Source organism: Lientehia hominis (genome assembly GCF_021044755.1).
GTDB classification, from domain to species: Bacteria; Bacillota; Clostridia; order Lachnospirales; family Lachnospiraceae; genus Lientehia; species Lientehia hominis.
Genome location: NZ_JAJNOR010000001.1, coordinates 406,707 through 423,536 on the forward strand (window position 1 = coordinate 406,707; position 16,830 = coordinate 423,536).

16 protein-coding genes are annotated in these 16,830 nt (G+C 48.6%); 4 read left to right on the plus strand and 12 right to left on the minus strand.

Annotation, left to right across the window (positions count from 1 at the left end; translation table 11 throughout):
• Nucleotides 1-38: 38 nt before the first annotated feature.
• From LQE92_RS01825 to LQE92_RS01835, 3 genes are all read left to right on the plus strand, one after another.
• Nucleotides 39-713: a Crp/Fnr family transcriptional regulator gene (locus LQE92_RS01825; protein WP_231061303.1), complete on the plus strand. Its 675-nt coding sequence runs from the start codon at nucleotides 39-41 to the stop codon at nucleotides 711-713.
• Between the two features lie 66 nt (nucleotides 714-779).
• Nucleotides 780-1,091 carry a thioredoxin gene (gene trxA, locus LQE92_RS01830; RefSeq protein WP_231061304.1) on the plus strand — a complete coding sequence of 104 codons (312 nt, stop codon included), beginning with the start codon at nucleotides 780-782 and terminating at the stop codon, nucleotides 1,089-1,091.
• Between the two features lie 429 nt (nucleotides 1,092-1,520).
• A complete protein-coding gene (locus LQE92_RS01835) occupies nucleotides 1,521-2,822 on the plus strand; it encodes a hypothetical protein (protein WP_231061305.1) in 1,302 nt (433 codons plus the stop codon).
• A gap of 104 nt (nucleotides 2,823-2,926) precedes the next feature.
• Here LQE92_RS01835 and LQE92_RS01840 read toward each other — a convergent pair whose 3' ends face one another.
• The 5 genes from LQE92_RS01840 to LQE92_RS01860 form a co-directional block, all read right to left on the minus strand.
• Nucleotides 2,927-3,937, minus strand: coding sequence for a hypothetical protein (locus LQE92_RS01840; protein WP_231061306.1), 1,011 nt, complete (start codon nucleotides 3,935-3,937; stop codon nucleotides 2,927-2,929).
• 157 nt (nucleotides 3,938-4,094) lie between these two features.
• Nucleotides 4,095-4,982, minus strand: coding sequence for a D-psicose 3-epimerase (locus LQE92_RS01845; protein WP_231061307.1), 888 nt, complete (start codon nucleotides 4,980-4,982; stop codon nucleotides 4,095-4,097).
• Between the two features lie 22 nt (nucleotides 4,983-5,004).
• The gene (locus tag LQE92_RS01850; RefSeq protein ID WP_231061308.1) at nucleotides 5,005-6,267 is read right to left on the minus strand and encodes an L-rhamnose isomerase; all 1,263 of its coding nucleotides are present in this window, start codon (nucleotides 6,265-6,267) and stop codon (nucleotides 5,005-5,007) included.
• Nucleotides 6,268-6,371: 104 nt separating this feature from the next.
• A complete protein-coding gene (locus tag LQE92_RS01855) occupies nucleotides 6,372-7,385 on the minus strand; it encodes a LacI family DNA-binding transcriptional regulator (RefSeq protein WP_231061309.1) in 1,014 nt (337 codons plus the stop codon).
• Between the two features lie 111 nt (nucleotides 7,386-7,496).
• The gene (locus tag LQE92_RS01860) at nucleotides 7,497-7,922 is read right to left on the minus strand and encodes a pyridoxamine 5'-phosphate oxidase family protein (protein WP_231061310.1); all 426 of its coding nucleotides are present in this window, start codon (nucleotides 7,920-7,922) and stop codon (nucleotides 7,497-7,499) included.
• Between the two features lie 278 nt (nucleotides 7,923-8,200).
• Between LQE92_RS01860 and LQE92_RS01865 the strand changes: the two genes are divergently transcribed.
• Nucleotides 8,201-9,259: an ABC transporter substrate-binding protein gene (locus LQE92_RS01865; RefSeq protein WP_231061858.1), complete on the plus strand. Its 1,059-nt coding sequence runs from the start codon at nucleotides 8,201-8,203 to the stop codon at nucleotides 9,257-9,259.
• A 71-nt stretch (nucleotides 9,260-9,330) separates the two neighbouring features.
• Here LQE92_RS01865 and LQE92_RS01870 read toward each other — a convergent pair whose 3' ends face one another.
• The 7 genes from LQE92_RS01870 to LQE92_RS01900 form a co-directional block, all read right to left on the minus strand.
• Nucleotides 9,331-11,427, minus strand: coding sequence for a hypothetical protein (locus LQE92_RS01870; protein WP_231061311.1), 2,097 nt, complete (start codon nucleotides 11,425-11,427; stop codon nucleotides 9,331-9,333).
• On the minus strand, nucleotides 11,424-13,547 hold the full coding sequence (locus tag LQE92_RS01875; RefSeq protein WP_231061312.1) for an efflux RND transporter permease subunit: 2,124 nt from the start codon (nucleotides 13,545-13,547) through the stop codon (nucleotides 11,424-11,426). Before LQE92_RS01875 ends, LQE92_RS01870 begins: the two co-directional genes overlap by 4 nt.
• Before the next feature lie 20 nt (nucleotides 13,548-13,567).
• Nucleotides 13,568-14,146: an HdeD family acid-resistance protein gene (locus LQE92_RS01880; RefSeq protein WP_231061313.1), complete on the minus strand. Its 579-nt coding sequence runs from the start codon at nucleotides 14,144-14,146 to the stop codon at nucleotides 13,568-13,570.
• Between the two features lie 137 nt (nucleotides 14,147-14,283).
• Entirely contained in the window at nucleotides 14,284-14,847 is a 564-nt protein-coding gene (locus LQE92_RS01885) for a TetR/AcrR family transcriptional regulator (RefSeq protein ID WP_231061314.1), read from the minus strand.
• A gap of 117 nt (nucleotides 14,848-14,964) precedes the next feature.
• On the minus strand, nucleotides 14,965-15,762 hold the full coding sequence (locus LQE92_RS01890) for an ABC transporter permease (RefSeq protein ID WP_231061315.1): 798 nt from the start codon (nucleotides 15,760-15,762) through the stop codon (nucleotides 14,965-14,967).
• A complete protein-coding gene (locus LQE92_RS01895; protein ID WP_231061316.1) occupies nucleotides 15,755-16,645 on the minus strand; it encodes an ABC transporter ATP-binding protein in 891 nt (296 codons plus the stop codon). The genes LQE92_RS01890 and LQE92_RS01895 overlap by 8 nt, the downstream gene beginning before the upstream one ends.
• A 12-nt stretch (nucleotides 16,646-16,657) precedes the next feature.
• Nucleotides 16,658-16,807 (minus strand): hypothetical protein, encoded by a 150-nt coding sequence (locus LQE92_RS01900; RefSeq protein ID WP_231061317.1) that lies wholly within the window; start codon nucleotides 16,805-16,807, stop codon nucleotides 16,658-16,660.
• Nucleotides 16,808-16,830: the final 23 nt, after the last annotated feature.

The window sequence follows — 16,830 nt, forward strand, 5'->3', positions numbered from 1 at the left end:
AAATAAAGGTAACAGACGGATCCGCCGAAGAGGAAAATATGATTCAGAATGACAGAATATCAATATTACAGACCGGTTTCTCTTTTTGGGAGCATTTATCAGAAGAAGAAAAAGAAATACTGGCCGCTTCCTGCTCCATTGTACAGTTTGAGAAGGAAACTCTGATCCACCGCAACGATGAAATGTGCATCGGCATGCTCCTCGTGCTCTCCGGACAGATCCGTACTTATATCCTTTCCGATGACGGCAGAGAGGTCACCTTGTACCGTCTTTTTAAAGGCGATACCTGCATTCTTTCAGCCTCCTGTGTATTGGACGCGGTCGTATTCGACGTGCTGATAGAATCGGTGGAACCGACAGAAGCCCTGCTTGTTCCTCTTCCGGCATTTCATCAGCTGATGACGCAGAATGTCTACGTGGAATTATTCGCCTATAAGCTGTCCACCGAACGGTTTTCCGATGTCATGTGGACTGTCCAGCAGATATTATTTATGGGGGCAGACAAACGGCTCGCCATCTTTCTGTGGGATGAGGTGGCAAAGACCGGCGAAGATACGGTCTCCTATACCCATGATCAAATAGCCCGCTACATCGGAAGCGCCAGAGAAGTGGTCTCCCGAATGCTTAAATATTTCAGCGGAGAAGGAATCGTCTCCCTGTCCCGCGGCAAGATCCGAATCCTCGACCGCAGCCGGCTCAAAGACTATCTGTGACTCAGTCACAGAACCGAAACGAAATTCTCCGTATACTATTTAGTAAAGAAATAAGGAGTTATCAATATGTCAGTCAAAACCATAACAAAGCAAAATTTCCATAGAGAGATCATGAATTCAACAAAGCCGGTACTGCTGGATTTCTGGGCCGAATGGTGCGGTCCCTGCCGCATGCTCTCTCCTACGGTAGACGCCCTCGCCGGAGAAAGGCCGGACATCACCATAGGAAAAGTAAATATTGACGAACAGGCAGATCTGGCAAAGCAGTTCCGGATCATGAGCATTCCTACACTTGTCGTCCTCAAGGACGGAAAAGTGACGGCTCAGAAAGCAGGCGTGCAGTCCAAGGAAAACATCCGGGCCATGCTGTACAGTTAGGGCTGGGCATCATTTTGGAAAATCTCGGCACAAAAGCCGTCCTAATATAAAAAAGCAAAAGACAGGCGGTTTTTACGCCTGTCTTTTTCAGCGCAGAACGAACGGGAAAGCATCTGCAAACGGGGAACATATCAAGACATATCAGAACAAAAAAACAGCGTCCCGACAGGCGGCGAAAACCTGTGGAATGCCGGCAGAAACATTCTATGCCAAAGCAGTCAAGCTTAAAAAAGAACTTAAACAAATCAGCAGAATTATTTGTAAAAGTGTACCTTTACAAATTTTTACAAAAATAATAATATATTGAAATTATACCAACAAATTCATATTTTTTCAAGTTTTTTCTGTTTGCTCTTCTCCATCTTTTCTGTTTTGTAAAGGTACACCTTCTTAAATCGGCAACACAGAACAAAAATCCAAGGAGGAAAAATGATGAAAAAAACTCGAAAAATATGGAGGGGACTGTTGTGTCTGTGCATGGCAATATGGCTTGTACCAGCAACTGTCCAGGCGCTGACTATTGATATTACCGGTACCATTACCGGTACTGCTACTTACGATGGAGTAAATGTGACTATCCGCCAGACAGGCGTTATTATCAGCGGCACATTTAGGGACAATACCGTTTTTAGCAAAGAAGGGGCACTGATCCTGGGCGGTACCTTCGTCAACTCTAAAATTGAAGATGACGGTACAGGACGGTATGGTCTGAAAGTGAATCTTGACAATCTTTCAACTGACAGCATATTATCTGAATATGAAAATGTGCAATACGCGATAATGCCATATAACACCGAGTTTTCTTTTACTCTTTCTCCTGACGCCGGTTACGGACTTCCCAGTTCCATCGCCATATCACAAGGCGATACTGCTCTTGCATCAGGAACAGATTATACCTATAACAACAGTACCGGCGCTGTCACCATAAATGCGAATGTTATAAAGGCTCCTCTGGTACTTGAAGCTTCCGGAGCCAGCCATACTCATACATGGAGCGATACTTGGAGCAGTGACGCCGCCCATCACTGGCATGAGTGTGGAAACAGAAGCTGTCCCATCACAGACAACAGTCTAAAAGACGGCTATGGCGAACACGTCTGCGACCAGAAAACTGTTGATGAGACGTATAAAGCCTCAGCAGCCACCTGCACTACAGCGGCCGTCTATTATAAGTCCTGCGTCTGCGGCAGGGCAGGAACAGAAACCTTTTCCTCCGGAGAACCAGACAGCAGCAGGCATACCGCCTTGTCAAAGACAGAGGCGAAAGAAGCCACTTGCACCGAAAACGGACATACTCAGTATTGGTACTGTGACGCTTGCGGCAAGTATTTCAGTGATGAAAACGGCAGTAAGGAAATCGCCTTGGCAGACACGATGATCTCAATGACAGGACATGGCTTCGGTGCGGACTGGAAATCAGACAGTGCCAACCACTGGCATGAATGCGCTTGTGGTGAAAAAACGGATATAACAGCCCACACCTATGGCAGCTGGACAATTACAAGGGGTGCGGCAGCCACCGAAACCGGAAGCCAAGAAAAGGCCTGCTCTGTCTGCGGCCGTAAAGTCACAGAAAGCATTCCAGCGACGGGAACAAAATCCGCCGGTTCAGCGGATACCCCCCAAACTGGCGATCCCAACAGCACAGGGGTCTTTATTGCCCTGTTTCTTCTGGCAGGGGCTGGCCTGACTGGTATGGGAATTTATGCAAAGAAACACAGAGTACAATAAATATCAAATTCCCTCGATTGCAGACGGGCTCCCTTAAAAGGGAGCCCGTTATTTGTTCTCGTCAACCTGTATATCCTCTTTAAAACGAAGCTTTTGCCCTGTCCTCAATGCCTCAGGATCTTCCGTATAATGCAGCATATGATTCCCAGAACGCTGCAGACGTAGACCCAGGACTGTCCGGCTGCCAGTACCAGGAAAAACTGTCCCAGACCGCTCAGAACGTGCGGACTTCCAGGCAGATAGACCGCCGTCCTGGCCGCCAGAAATGTGAGTCCTGCGAATATCACAAAGGGGACAAGTCCCCGTCCTGTATCGAATCTTCTCATCCTGCCGTCGCAGGCTATACGCCTGCGCGTGAGTATCCAAACGGCCGATACCACGCCATAGGCCAGCAGTGCCGCTGCCAAAATGAGATAAAGCCCCTCGGCGTAATTACGGTCGGAAACCATCTGGACCATGGAGCCCAGCACATCCCTCTGGCTCCAGAAGCCTGTAAACAGCCGAACGGTCATCCCTCCCATCAGAACAAAAGAGGCAAGTCGAAGAACAAGCGGCAGTATTCTGCCCAGAGTTCCTCCGACGGCCTTCCCAGTCACTTTTCCCACAGATTTCACGGAAGCTGCAGCGCGTCCTTTATGCTTTTTTTTCTTTCTGGTCACCTGCTCCTCATAAACAGTCCGGTTCCCCGGTCGGCTCTTTTTACCACTCTGTCTCTCTCCGCCGCGAATATCGCCGTTCTCTGAATGTCTTTTTTGTGAATCTGAATCGTACGGGTCTCTTCCATATTTACCGTATTTCTTTCCGGAACTTTCCTTTTTCTCTTCGTATTCCGGGTATACCGGAGATTCATTTCCCTCCCAATGGTAAACGCTTCTCTGTTTTTCTCCGTCATACTGTTCCAACGGCTCCAGCACCACCGTCTCGTCAAGGTCCGTTTCCTCACGGAAAGGCCTCTCTCCGGTATCCGCCGCCCAGGCGTCATCCTGCGGCACAAAATCCACACCTGAAAAATCGTCTGCCGACCGCGCTGTCCGTCTCCCCGGCCCCGTTAAAAGCGTCCCGCAGCTGCTGCAAAATTTACCTTCTGTTTCTCTTCCGCATTTCGGACAAATCATAATTCTCATCCCCTATATAAATAACGATCTTACTTTCCCAGTATCAAATATATGCCATTCTAGCACAATGCGACAAAAAACGCAAAATTTTCACAGAAACATCACATATCCGATTCCTGAAAGCAGGGGACGAAACACAAACAAGTACCCTTTTTATCTATCGGTAATCCGACGCAGGACCACTGAACACATATCTCAGATATGCCACAGAATTCCTGGCGTCTTCGTCCAGCTGCTCTTTGGTGGCGCTGTTGCTAAGATCTCTCCAGATCTTGATATCGCTTCCCACCTCGCCGCCATCCAATACAAACGGTTCCATGACTACATTTTTGTCATATCCTATTCTTCTCAGCGCATGGCCGATCTCACACCAGGGCATATTCCCTTTCCCCGGCACCCGCCTGTTGTTCTCTCCCACATGGAAGTGGCCCAGCCGGCTGCCCGCTGTCAAGATCGCATCCACCATACTGTCCTCTTCAATATTCATATGGAACGTATCCAGCATCACCTTGGCAGCCGGCACATCCACTTCCTTTACAAACTCCACTGCCTCCTTCGCCGTATTGAGAAGGTATCCCTCAAACCGGTTCAGAACCTCCAGGCAGTAGTCCACACCGCATTCTCCGGCGATTCTGGATACAGTCCTGACATTTTTCACGCTCCGCTCCCAATCCCCTTTTTTATCGATGGGTTTCGTATAGTCCACCGGCCAATAGGAATAAATGCCGCCGCCAATGGTGTGGATATCCAGATATTCCAGTTTTTTCAGAATATCCGTATAAAACTCGATAGCGTGTTTCGTCACAGTCTCGTCCGCAGATCCCAGGTTTTCTTCCGCAGAAGGGCCGTATCCCGCTGTCAGGGTGATCCCTTGGGCTTTTGCCTCTTCCTTAAAAGCCGTAAGCTCGGCTTTACTGATGTCCTTAAGAGCCGCACAGGAAATTTCCAAAATATCAAATCCCAGCTTTTTAACCTTCTCTATGTATTTTCTCTGGTCCGCTCCCCATTTATTTTCCCAGTAAGCAAAATAAATACCATATTTCATTTTATTTCCTCTCTTTCCCATTTCACTGACGTTTTAACTGGACTTCTTTCTCATACTGCTCTACTTCCGTGAACCAGCCAAATCCCACCGGCACATTCTCCATTTCACAAATATAATCCCAGACTGCCTGGAAAGGCATCGTCTTCATTTCTTCCATAAGAGCCAGGCGCTTCGTGTAGTTTCCTTCATTTTCATAGGTCCGCAGCTCCTTTGTCGGTTCCAGGAAAGCTTTCAGGAGCGCTTTCTGCGTGTTGCGAAGACCGATCACTCCTGCGGCCACCCGGTTTATGGAAGCGTCAAAATAATCCGTTCCGATATGCACCCTGTCAAGCCATTCGTTCCTTACGATTTCATTCATGATGTTCTGAGTCGTATCGTCAAATGCCACCACATGGTCACTGTCCCATCTCATGGGCCTGGTAACATGAAGAAGAATTTCATCACACATAAACATAAGAGACGAGATTTTATTCGCCACTTCCTCTGAGATATGGAAATGTCCGGCGTCCAGCGTGACCGGAAGATGATGCTTCGCCGCATATGCCATGTAGAATTCATGAGAACCTACCGTATAGGCTTCCACTCCTATGCCAAATAACTTGCTCTCCAAAGAATCCATATTGTGAACGCGGTCCGCCTTCCGGTCAAAAACGCAGTCCAGGGACTCCTCCAGTCTCTTTCTGGGAGCGTACATATCAGCGGGCATATCCTTGTAGCCGTCGGGGATCCAGTAATTCGTCATACATTTTATCCCGGTCTCCTGTCCCAGATATTCTCCTATCTCACTGGCACGTCTGAAATGCTCGATCCAGAATTCCCGCACCCTTTTATCTGCACTGCTCAGAGTAAATCCGGAATTTGCCATGGGATGGCCTGAGCAGCTGGGGTTAAAATCCAATCCGATCCCATTCTCTTTCGCCCAGTCCACATAGTAACGGTAATGCTCCCTTTCTATCCTGTCCAGGTCGATTCCCGGCTCCGCCGAAGCGATCATCTTGGACTGGATGCTGAGTTTATGTCTGCCCGGAATCAAAGAAAACACTTTTCCAGCATCTTGTACCAGCTGCTCCGCGTTTTTTGCCGCTCCCGGATAGTTGCCTGTCGCCATGACCCCTCCACCGGTTCCGGCCTCCACCTGCAGAAACCCCTTGTCGTCGTCCAGCTGCCACGCATTAAAAGAGATTCTGACGGCAAGAAGCTTCTTTACTGCTTCCTCCGTATTCACCCCCATCTTTGCGTAGCGCTCCTTTGCCAGTTCATAAGCCTGTTCTGTTTTGCTTCCCATATTCTTTCTCCTTTCTGAAATTTAATGCCACAGTGGCTGTTTTTATTATGTAAACGTTTACTCATGCCCACTTTACCGATAAACCAAAAAGCAGACCGGCAAATTCACTCGGGGCGTTTTTCCGTGGACTTCCTCTCTGTCAGCCGTACCGGTATCACCTGGTGACACCCTCCCGCCGTTCTCCCCTCAATCAATTCCACCATTTCTTTCGCAGCGATTCTGGCCATCAGCTTCACATCCTGATGAACGCTGGTAAGCGCCGGCTCATATATGGCCGCCAGAGGCGTATCGTCAAAGCCAGTCACCATGACATCCTCAGGCACTTTTCTGCCGCGTTCCCGAAGAGCCATGACTGCCCCCGCCGCCAGTTCATCCGTGGTACACATGATCCCGTCAAAGAAGATGCCCTCCTCCAAAGCCTTTCCCACGGCCTTCCTGGACGCTTCTGCCGAAACACTGTCCGCACAAAGGATGAGCTCCTTATCCAAAGACCTCCCGGCTTCCGCCATGGCGCGGCAATAGCCCCGGTATCTGGCTTCCTTGTTCCAGTCGTTTCCCTTATCCCGGAGGACAGCTATTCTCCCGCATCCTCTTTCTGCCAGCTTACCGGCCGCCTGATATCCTCCGCTTTCATTATCGGACTCAATGAGCACGATCTCCTTCTGACCCTCGTATCCTTCCGGCCGCCTGTCCAGATAGGCCACTGGCATGTCTTCAATCTCCGTATGTATCCTGCTGCCGGAAATGAACAAGATCCCGCTGACCTGGTGGGCGAGCAGAGTATCCACATGCCGCTTCTCCAGCCGTTCATCTTCATTGGTATTGCAGATCAGGGTGGAATACGAATATTTAAACATCTCCATTTGTATCTCCAGGACCAGACCCGCAAAGTGACGGCTCAGGATATCCGGAACGATGATTCCCACCACATCAGTCCGCCTGGTCTTAAGCCCCTTGGCCGGCAGGTTCGGCACATAGTGATATGCCTCAATGATCTCCCGGACTTTAGACTCCGTCTCCGCTGAATACCGCCCGTTCTGATTGATGACCCGGGATACGGTGGCTACAGATACTCCTGCAAGCTCCGCTATTCTTTTTATCGTGATTTTCTTCTCCATAGACCGCACCTTGACCATCTGTTTGCGTAAACGTTTACTCAACTACGATTAGTGTACCTCAAAACTTGTATAGTTTCAATCCTTTTTTAAAGGAAATGAATTTTTTCTTATTCACCACAGCGTCTGTTCCGCGAATCCAACGGGAATATCATTTTCGTAGATCCATTCGGAAACGTGTTCTATCGTCAATTCGAAAAACACCTCGTCTGATTCTATAAATTCATCTTCTTCGCCAAAGGAATCCGGATATCGGGAAATATACGATCTTTTCAGTTCTGTATTGCCGCTGCCGAATGCGGAGCCTAATGATCTCGCCTTCCCCGTGAAATAAAAATTGCCAACGCATACGGCGATATTGGCATTGGCCGTCATCTCTTTCGCTTTTTTTGAGGACGCCGACGTCCGGATATATAAGCTCAGGCCAATGTTCAGGGGACTTACAGGCCTTGAAGAAACAACGTCATGAAGGCTCGTCGATAAATAGATAACTTCTGCTTTATTCAATGTCTCTTCCAGTTTCTCTAAATTAATCTCCATGCTTTCTTCTCTCCTGTTCTCTTGATCTCCATTCCAATCAAATCTTTTCAAATATACCTCCGGAAGATTAAAATGTCAATTTTCATTTACTCCCATATATTCTAATAAGCTGACATAAAGCTAAATCCACTTTTTACATAACCAGCTGGATGAAAAATTCAATTTGAATCTCCTCAGGAAATGAGTGATTCCATGTACACGGTATTGTCCTGCACGTATTTTTCCATTCTCCATATTATACCAGTAAGCAAAACTCATAGGAGAACGACCCATTGAACATGAAAACCCTGACTAAACGGCTTCTCTGCCTCTCCCTCTGCTTACTCGTCCTGATCGGGACAGTATCCGGCTGCGGAAAAAAAGCAGACAGCAAGAATACGGTTGCCGAAAAGACAGAGGCCCCCAAGCAGGAAGCCCTGACCCCCGTTACCTTAAGCGAAGTGGCACACTCCATTTTCTATGCCCCCCAATATGTGGCCATTGAAAACGGATATTTTGAAGAAGAGGGCATTGACCTCACCCTCATTAACAGCGCCGGAGCCGATAAGGTAATGACCGCCATGATCTCCGGCGGCGCCGATATCGGTTTCATGGGTTCTGAAGCCAGCATCTATGTCTACGCAGAAGGAAGCTCTGACTATGCGGTGAATTTCGCTCAGCTGACTCAGCGCGCCGGCAACTTCCTGGTAGGAAGAGAAGCAGACGAAGATTTCAAATGGGAAGACCTGAAAGGCACGAAGGTCCTCGGCGGCCGCGCCGGCGGCATGCCTGAAATGGTATTTGAATACATTCTGAAAAAGAACGGGATCAATCCGAAAACAGATCTGACTATCGACCAGAGTATCGATTTCGGTCTGACTGCCGCCGCTTTCATAGAAGGCGACGCAGACTATACCGTGGAATTCGAGCCCTTTGCCACTAAGATTGAATTGGAGGACGCTGGAAAAGTCGTGGCGTCTCTCGGCGTGGATTCCGGATATGTTCCTTATACGGCCTACTGCGCAAAGCAGAGCTACTATTCCGAGCATCCTGAAATCATCCAGGGCTTCACAAATGCTGTCCAAAAAGGCCTTGACTATGTGAACAGCCATACTGCAGAAGAAATCGCCAAGATCATACAGCCCCAGTTTTCTGAGACCGAGGAGAGCACCATAGCCGCGATCGTCGGCCGTTATCTGGACCAGGATACCTGGAAAGAAGATCTGGTCTTCAGCGAAGACAGCTTTAACCTGCTGCAGGATATCCTGACAGAAGCCGGTGAGCTGAAGGAAAAAGTCCCTTATAAGGAGCTGGTAAATACCGAATATGCGGAAAAAGCTGCAGAAACAGCTAAATAGCACGTTTACTCAATAAGAAAGAGCGCGCTGCCGAATAGATGATTCTCATCTATGGAGCAGCGCGCTTTTCTTTATTCTTCTGTCTCTACCGCGTCTGTTTTATAAATGAACTTCACGCTTCCGCTCATATCCTCTGAAATTCCTGCAAAGGATCTATAATTCTTAGAAGCATCTACGGTAGCCCGGAGTCTGGATACCAGCACATCCAGGTCCCCGTCGACCGCATCCACCAGCTTCTGTACTCCCTCTTCGCTGAATTCCTTCAGACCGTCAGATAACTGCAGTGCTCCGTCGGCCAGCTGTGATACCCCATCCGTAAGGGCACCGCCGCCGCTCTGCAGCCGGCCGATTCCCTCGCGGAGAGTCCCTGCGCCGTCATAAAGATCTGACGCTCCGTCAGCCAGCTCGGAGGCTCCTCCAAGAAGCGCTCCGGCTCCTTCATTCGCTTTGGCAACGCCTGCGGTATAGCTCAGCAGGCCGTTATAAAACTCATAGTAGCTGTCCAGCTGGGCCTTAAGGGCCGCTATGCTTCCTGCTCCGTTTCTGGCACTTTCCACAGCGGCATTGATCTGAGACATCACCTCACTGCTCTGCATATTCTGTTGGATCAGCTCCTGAACCTTAGATTCCGTGGCAGCAGCTATCTGTCCCCGGATGTCGGACGACTGCATCTGATTATCCACAGCTCCCGCGACCATGGCCTGGGTATCAGCATCCACTCCGCCTGCGTTCACAGCAGCCTCATACTGCTCCGCCGTCATCGGCATTCCGGCCGCCTGCAGGACTCCTTCCAGCACCTTTCCGCGGACAGCCACCTCAACCTGGGCGCAGATGGCCGTCTCCTGAGCTCGCACTTTTCCGGTCACCGCATCAAGTGCCGTATTATATGCCATGTTGTATACGGTGTTCTCGTCCAGGGAGCCTTTGACCCCATCCAACACCTCTGCATAGTTGTCAACGGTGAGCGCCGGTATAGAAAGCCCCGCCGCCGCCAACTGGCTGTCCGCCGCCGCCAGCAGAGAATCAAATACCTGTCTGGCTCCTCCGTTCAGAGACTCATTATTGGCCGCCAGTTTATTCAGACCTCCAGCCAGATCACCGGCCCCGTCTTTGAGGCTCTGAGTCCCGTTCTTTAACGCTCCTGCTCCGTCTGACAAGGCCCCTGCTCCGGATGCCAGCTGGCTGACCCCGTCAATCAGCTCTCCTGACTTGCTCTCCAGAGTCTCCAGGCCGTCATACAAGGCGGAAGAACCATCCAGCAGCTGCTCCATGGCATCGGACAGTTTATCCAAAGACTCTTTCAGCTTATCAATGGAATCCCCCTCCTCCAGATTGATATCACCGAACACTTCATTTGTTGCCAACGACAGAGTAGCCGCCACTTCAAAGTCTGTCACATCCGCTGTGATCTCCACATAGTCCGGAAGTTCTAATTTCTCTTTGTCAATATTCAGATTCTCCTGGAGTCCGGGCATCGCGATTCCTGCAACGATGGTATGGCTCCCATCATTCACCAGCCGTCCATTGGAGACTTCCACATTCTTAAACTGCTCATTGTCCAGTATCATGCCGGTCAGCATCACAAACGGCACATAAATCTTCTGTTTTTCTCCTTTGATCTCCGCTTCCTCATATTGATTATTGGTATAGTCAAACCGCATGGTGACTTTTCCGCTCTTTCCTGCCAAATCCTCCGCAGAAATGACTTTTCCGTCCAGCTTGTAGCTGATGGACATAGTTACCGGAAGTTCCTTGCGGATATCTCCTTTATAATAAATATCATTGCCCTCTGCATCCCAGACGCGCGTGCCGCCATTTACGGTGCTGCTTTCTTCTCCGTTCACATTTGTCACATTGTCAAGCTCTGAACTGTCATTTATCTGTGCCTTGCCGATACTGTTCTTTATCCAGTCACTTACAATGATCTTCCTGGGGGAGCCGTCAGCATCCGCGATCACATAAACCGTCTCATCCTTTGATACGTCTCCTTCTGTGATTTCCTGTTCCTTTTCACCTCCGGCAGTTTCCGTTTCTGTCGTCTCCTTTTCCGCCGTGCTTCTGGTTTTCGCTCCGGCAGCATAGGATATCGCTCCCACCAGACTGAATACCATCACAGCGCACAGAATCAGGGAAAGGATTTTAACTGATCTCTTTTTCATGTCTTTCATAATGCAACCTCCGAATCATTTTTTCGTTTCCATCCTCTTTTTTTGCTTTTATCTTCTTTTTTCCGGAAGCCGATGCTCGTCGCACAGATCACCCGGTCAAACAGCATAAACATTGCCGGAAGAATCAAGATCACACAGAACATGCTCACAATGGCTCCACGGGCCATCAGATTACATAAAGAGCTGATCATATCGATATCCGAATAACAGGCCACTCCAAAGGTGGCTGCAAACAGCCCCAGCGCGCTGACGATAATTGACGGAACAGACGCCGCCAGAGCATTTCCCACAGCCGTTTTTTTGTCCAGTCCGGAATATCGTTCACTTTTATACCGCGTAGTCATCAAAATCGCGTAGTCGACTGTGGCTCCCAGCTGAATGGTGCTGATACAGATCGGGGCGATAAAGGGCAGAGATACATTGGTATAATGCGGCAGTCCCAGGTTGATGAAAATAGCAAATTCTATGACAGCCACCAGGATGAACGGCAGAGAAATACTCTTTTCCACGATTGCGATGATAAAGAAGATCGCGATAATAGATATGGCGTTCACCACCTTAAAGTCCGTATCCGTGACCTCTATCATATCCTTTGTACAAGGAGCCTCTCCAATCAGCATACCATTCTTGTCATATTTTTTTAGCACTGCGTTCAGCCCGTCTATCTGATCATTGACCTCATTGCTGGCCGTCTTGTATTCTGAATTCACCAGCAAAAGCTCCCATTTATCACTTTTCAGAATACTGCTGATGGATTCCGGTATCATTTCCTCCGGTACCAGAGATCCGATCACAGAATCCATTCCCAGCACGTATTTCACGCCGTCCACAGATTCCATTTCCTTTATCATCGCTTTCGTCTCTTTATGAGACAGGGAGGAATCTGCCAGTATCATGTGGGTGGAGCCCACCTGGAAGGTTTCCTGAAGCTTGGTGTTGGCGATAATATTATCCATATCTCTCGGAAGGCTGACCGACAGATCGTAATAGACCTCGCTGTTGGTCTTTTTATATCCTCCGTATGCAGGAATCAGTATCAGCACAAACAGGACCAGAAATATGGGAAACCGCCTGGTAACAAAGCCCGCCACCTTATCCGCTTTAGGAATCAGAGATTTATGCATGGTCTTTTCCAGCGGTTTATCCAGTACCAGGATGAGCGCCGGCAGTGTCGTTACACATCCGATCACTCCCAGGATGACTCCCTTCGCCATGACTACGCCGAGATCCCTGCCCAAGGTAAAGCTCATGAAACAAAGAGCGATAAAACCTGCGATCGTTGTAACGGAGCTCCCGATCACAGAGGTGAGTGTTTCCTTAACAGCCCACGCCATGGCTTTTTTTCTGTCGGCCCTCCGCCGCTTCTGTTCACTATAGCTGTGCCACAGAAAGATTGAATAATCCATCGTGACCGCCAGCTGGAGCACCGCCGATAAAGCCTTTGTCAGATAAGAAATCTCACCCAGGAAATAATTGGTTCCCATATTTAAGAGGATTGCCATGCCGATGCTTATGAGAAAAATAAACGGTATCAGAAAATTATCCATAAAAATCATCATGGCTGCACAGGCCAAAAGGACTGCTATCCCCACGTAGATCGGCTCCTCCTTCTCACACAGCTCCTTTAAGTCCGTGACGAGCGCCGACATTCCGGATACAAAGCACTGTTCTCCGGTGGCCTCCCGGACGGCTTGTATGGCTCCCATGGTCTCATCGGATGATGTGGAACTGTCAAAGAATACGGCCATCATGGTGGCATCCCCGGAGTTAAATGCTTGATACAGCTTATCGGGAAGCAGATCCATGGGAACCGACAGATCCAGAATACTGTCATACCACAAAACGGTATCCACATGTTCCACCTGTTCGATCTTTGCCTTGAGCTCCGCTACTTTCTTTTCCGGCATTCCCTCCACAATCACAAAGGAAAAAGCTCCCTTTCCAAAATCCTCCATCAGGATATCCTGCCCTTTTACCGTATCCATGTCCTCCGGCAGATAATTCAGCATATCATAATTGATTCTCGTCTTAACCATTCCGACTGCCGAAGGTACCAGCAGCAGGACTGCAAGTATCAGAATGGGAATCCGGTACTTAACCACCGCTTTTCCAAACTTCATTTCTATTTTTCCTCCTCTTCTTATTCTTCTTTGATTACGATATCCGGTTTCTTTCCCTTAATGATTTTTACGGCACAAAGTGCCACACACAAGTTCAGAATTCCTTCCGCCATCAGCGTGGTTCCGACCATGATCATGAGAAGGGATGCCCCTGTAAAGGGATCTATGACCAGCAGAAGTCCAAAAAGCCCCGTGACTACCGCTGTCAGGCCGATGACCCACCATTTCCCGATTCCAAATCGTTTCGCGTCTACTGCCGTCTGAATCTTAAACAGACTGTCAGCCAGAGCCAGGATGCCGATGACGATATGCAGGATGGAAATCACTCCTGCTGGATGAAAAAGCATCACCAGCCCCATTGCCACGGACAGCAGGCCAAGAGCCAAATCAAATTGAAAGGCCAGACGGTAAAGATCCTTGGAAAAATACCCGATCAGTTTTATGACTCCGCACAGGATGAGCAGCGCCCCCGCCGCATAGCAAAGCGCCTGTGCCGATATTCCGGGACAGACTATTAAAAATATACCTGCGGCGCATGAAACCAATGAGGTGACAATATATCCGAATTTTGCGGCTTTGATTGTCTTACTCGTCTTCATACCATATCCTCCTTTTCTTTCCGTTTTTTATTTTATGACTCCTGTTTCTTTTTTTAAATGGATAAAAAAAAGGCAGTGCACAATTTTTGTGCACTGCCCTTTCATTGACTAAAAATCAGACATTTTATATCCAATGCCTAAATTCCCGGCCTGGAAATCCTCCTGAGCGCCGCCTCAATCTCACCCTCCAGCATCCTGCCAAGCCTCCGGATGACCTGCCTCGGATCGTACTGCATTCCGGCCCCCAGCCAGTCCAGAACCATACCGGTCAAAGCCGCTTTATAAAATTCCACGATCAGCGCCTTATCCTCCTCACTGGCTCCGGTTCCCTCCGACACCTGCTCGACAAACCGTTTCATCACATCCCTGGAAATATTGTTCAGGTACTGCTCAAAAATCTCCCGGTTTACAGAATTATATATATGATAAACGCTTTTCTTATTATCCAGGGCAAAATCTGCAGCCGCAATGAATCCTTCTTCCCAGGATTCCATATCTTGATGTTCGGAAATCACCCGCTCTGTCTCCGCTTTCAGGATGTCTTCCACCAAAGCCGGTATATCATCAAAATGATAATAAAACGTATTTCTGTTGATTCCACAATCCTCCACGATGTCTTTTATGGTGATCTTATCCAGCTGCTTTTCTCTCAGAAGCTTTAAAAATGAGTCGACAATGGCTTTCTTTGTAAATGACGGCACAGATGTGCCTCCTTTCCTTCCCTTATTCCAACCCTTAACGTGTCTTCCATTATAACCGATAACCCCCGCATTTACAAACTACAAAAACCTTAAACTGTTTTCTGCCCTAAAAAATTGTCAGATGGACAGATCCTTTTTGCTGAAGATCCGTATTCCCACACCGAACAGTAAAAATCCGGTCCCATAGAGAATGAGGAGCATCCAGACCGCCGCTCTGTTTCCTGCCGCTATTTTTTCTGGCTGGAACAAGGTCAGAGGAGTGAAGTATTTGAGCTTATCAAATTTTTCCCCCACCTGAGACAGCATCTGGACCAGAATAAACAGGATACAGGCTCCCGCCCCAAAGCCCATAGCCTTTCCGCTTTCCGAAAAAACACAGGAAAAGAGGAAGCATACTCCGGAGAGGAAAAAAAGAAGCCCCAGGAGCCCTGCGTTCACCAAAAGAAATTTTCCAATCTCCAGCTCTCCCGGAAACAAAACGGCTGCTGCTGCGATTGTCAGCAGCGTCACATAGACGACGAGGATCAAAACCATCTGGCAAAGCACACCAGCCAGTGTGAACGTGAGCTTCGTCCGGCTGTTGGGCGTAGCCAAAAGATAGGCGAAGATCCCCCGGTCCGTATACCGTATCATCAGCCGGTTTACCAGAATAATAATGAACACGACCGGAAATACCACGAGCAGAAATCCGTACAGATAGTTGATGACAAAATCCAGCAGCGTGATGCCGGGGGATGCCATCCCGAACGCGGAAAATATCTGCGGCATGCTTTCCATCATCACTTTCAGGCTTTCTCCCAGCTTGGGATCGAACATGCAGATGATCATTACCGAATATAAGGACAAAACGGCTCCAAATATCAGAAGGACCTTGTAATGCGCCCTCCATTCTCTTTTCCATAAGGTCTTATTCATCGTCTTCTCCTCCATAGAAGTGGAGGAACATCTCCTCCAGAGTCTGCATGCGCATGCGGACATCCGCAATCTCATAGCCGGCCAGCTCCTTTATGAATTCGTCCATCCCTCTGGATATGGAAATTTCCACATTTTCCCGCTTCGGCGCCGCGTCTTTATGTTTTTTCAAATATTCCGCCTTCTCTTCTTCCTTCTGGAAGGTTATTTCGAATATCCGTTTTCTGCTTTTTTGAATATCCTTCATCCGGGAGACAGATACCAGTTCCCCGCTTCGGATAAATGCGGTTCTGTCGCAGGTGCGTTCAACCTCCTCGAAAATATGGGATGAGAGGAAGATTGTAGTTCCCTTCTTTTTTTCCTCCAGCAGGATATCAATAAACCTGTTCTGCATCAGCGGATCCAGTCCGCTGGTCGGCTCATCCAAAAGGAGAATCTCCGGACTTTGCATCAAAGCACAGATGATTCCGATTTTCTGTTTGGTCCCCTTGGACATCCGGCGGATCTTTCCTCTCCCGTCCAATTCAAAACATTCCTTGAGCTGATTCATCCTCGACAAATCCTTGATTTCTTTCATCTGAGCCATAAATTTAAGAAACTCATCTCCGCTCATTTCTTCCATAAAGGCAATCTCCCCCGGCAGATAGCCCAGATGCCTCTGGATATCCGCACGCTTCTCAAAGCAGTCCATTCCGTCGATACAGGCACTGCCTTTGTCGGCCCGGATAAACCCCATCAGCTGCCGGATAGTCGTAGTCTTCCCTGCCCCGTTCGGCCCGAGGAACCCAAATACCTCTCCCTCACCGACAGAAAAGCTCACATCAAACACTCCGCGCCCTCTTCCATAATCCTTCGTGATCTTTTCTACTTCAATCCTGTTTTTCATAGATACTCCTTTTTATAAGATATCCGCCTGAACATATGGATTCACATCCTCTTTGATGTACTCTTTTCTCCTCCGTATCCCGGCCTTTGACGCTATCAGATCGGTGGAAGCGTGCTTATACTTGTTCCTCTCCGGAAGGTTTTCAAATCTTTCATTTGCCATCGCACTCTCCCTTCTGCTTTGTC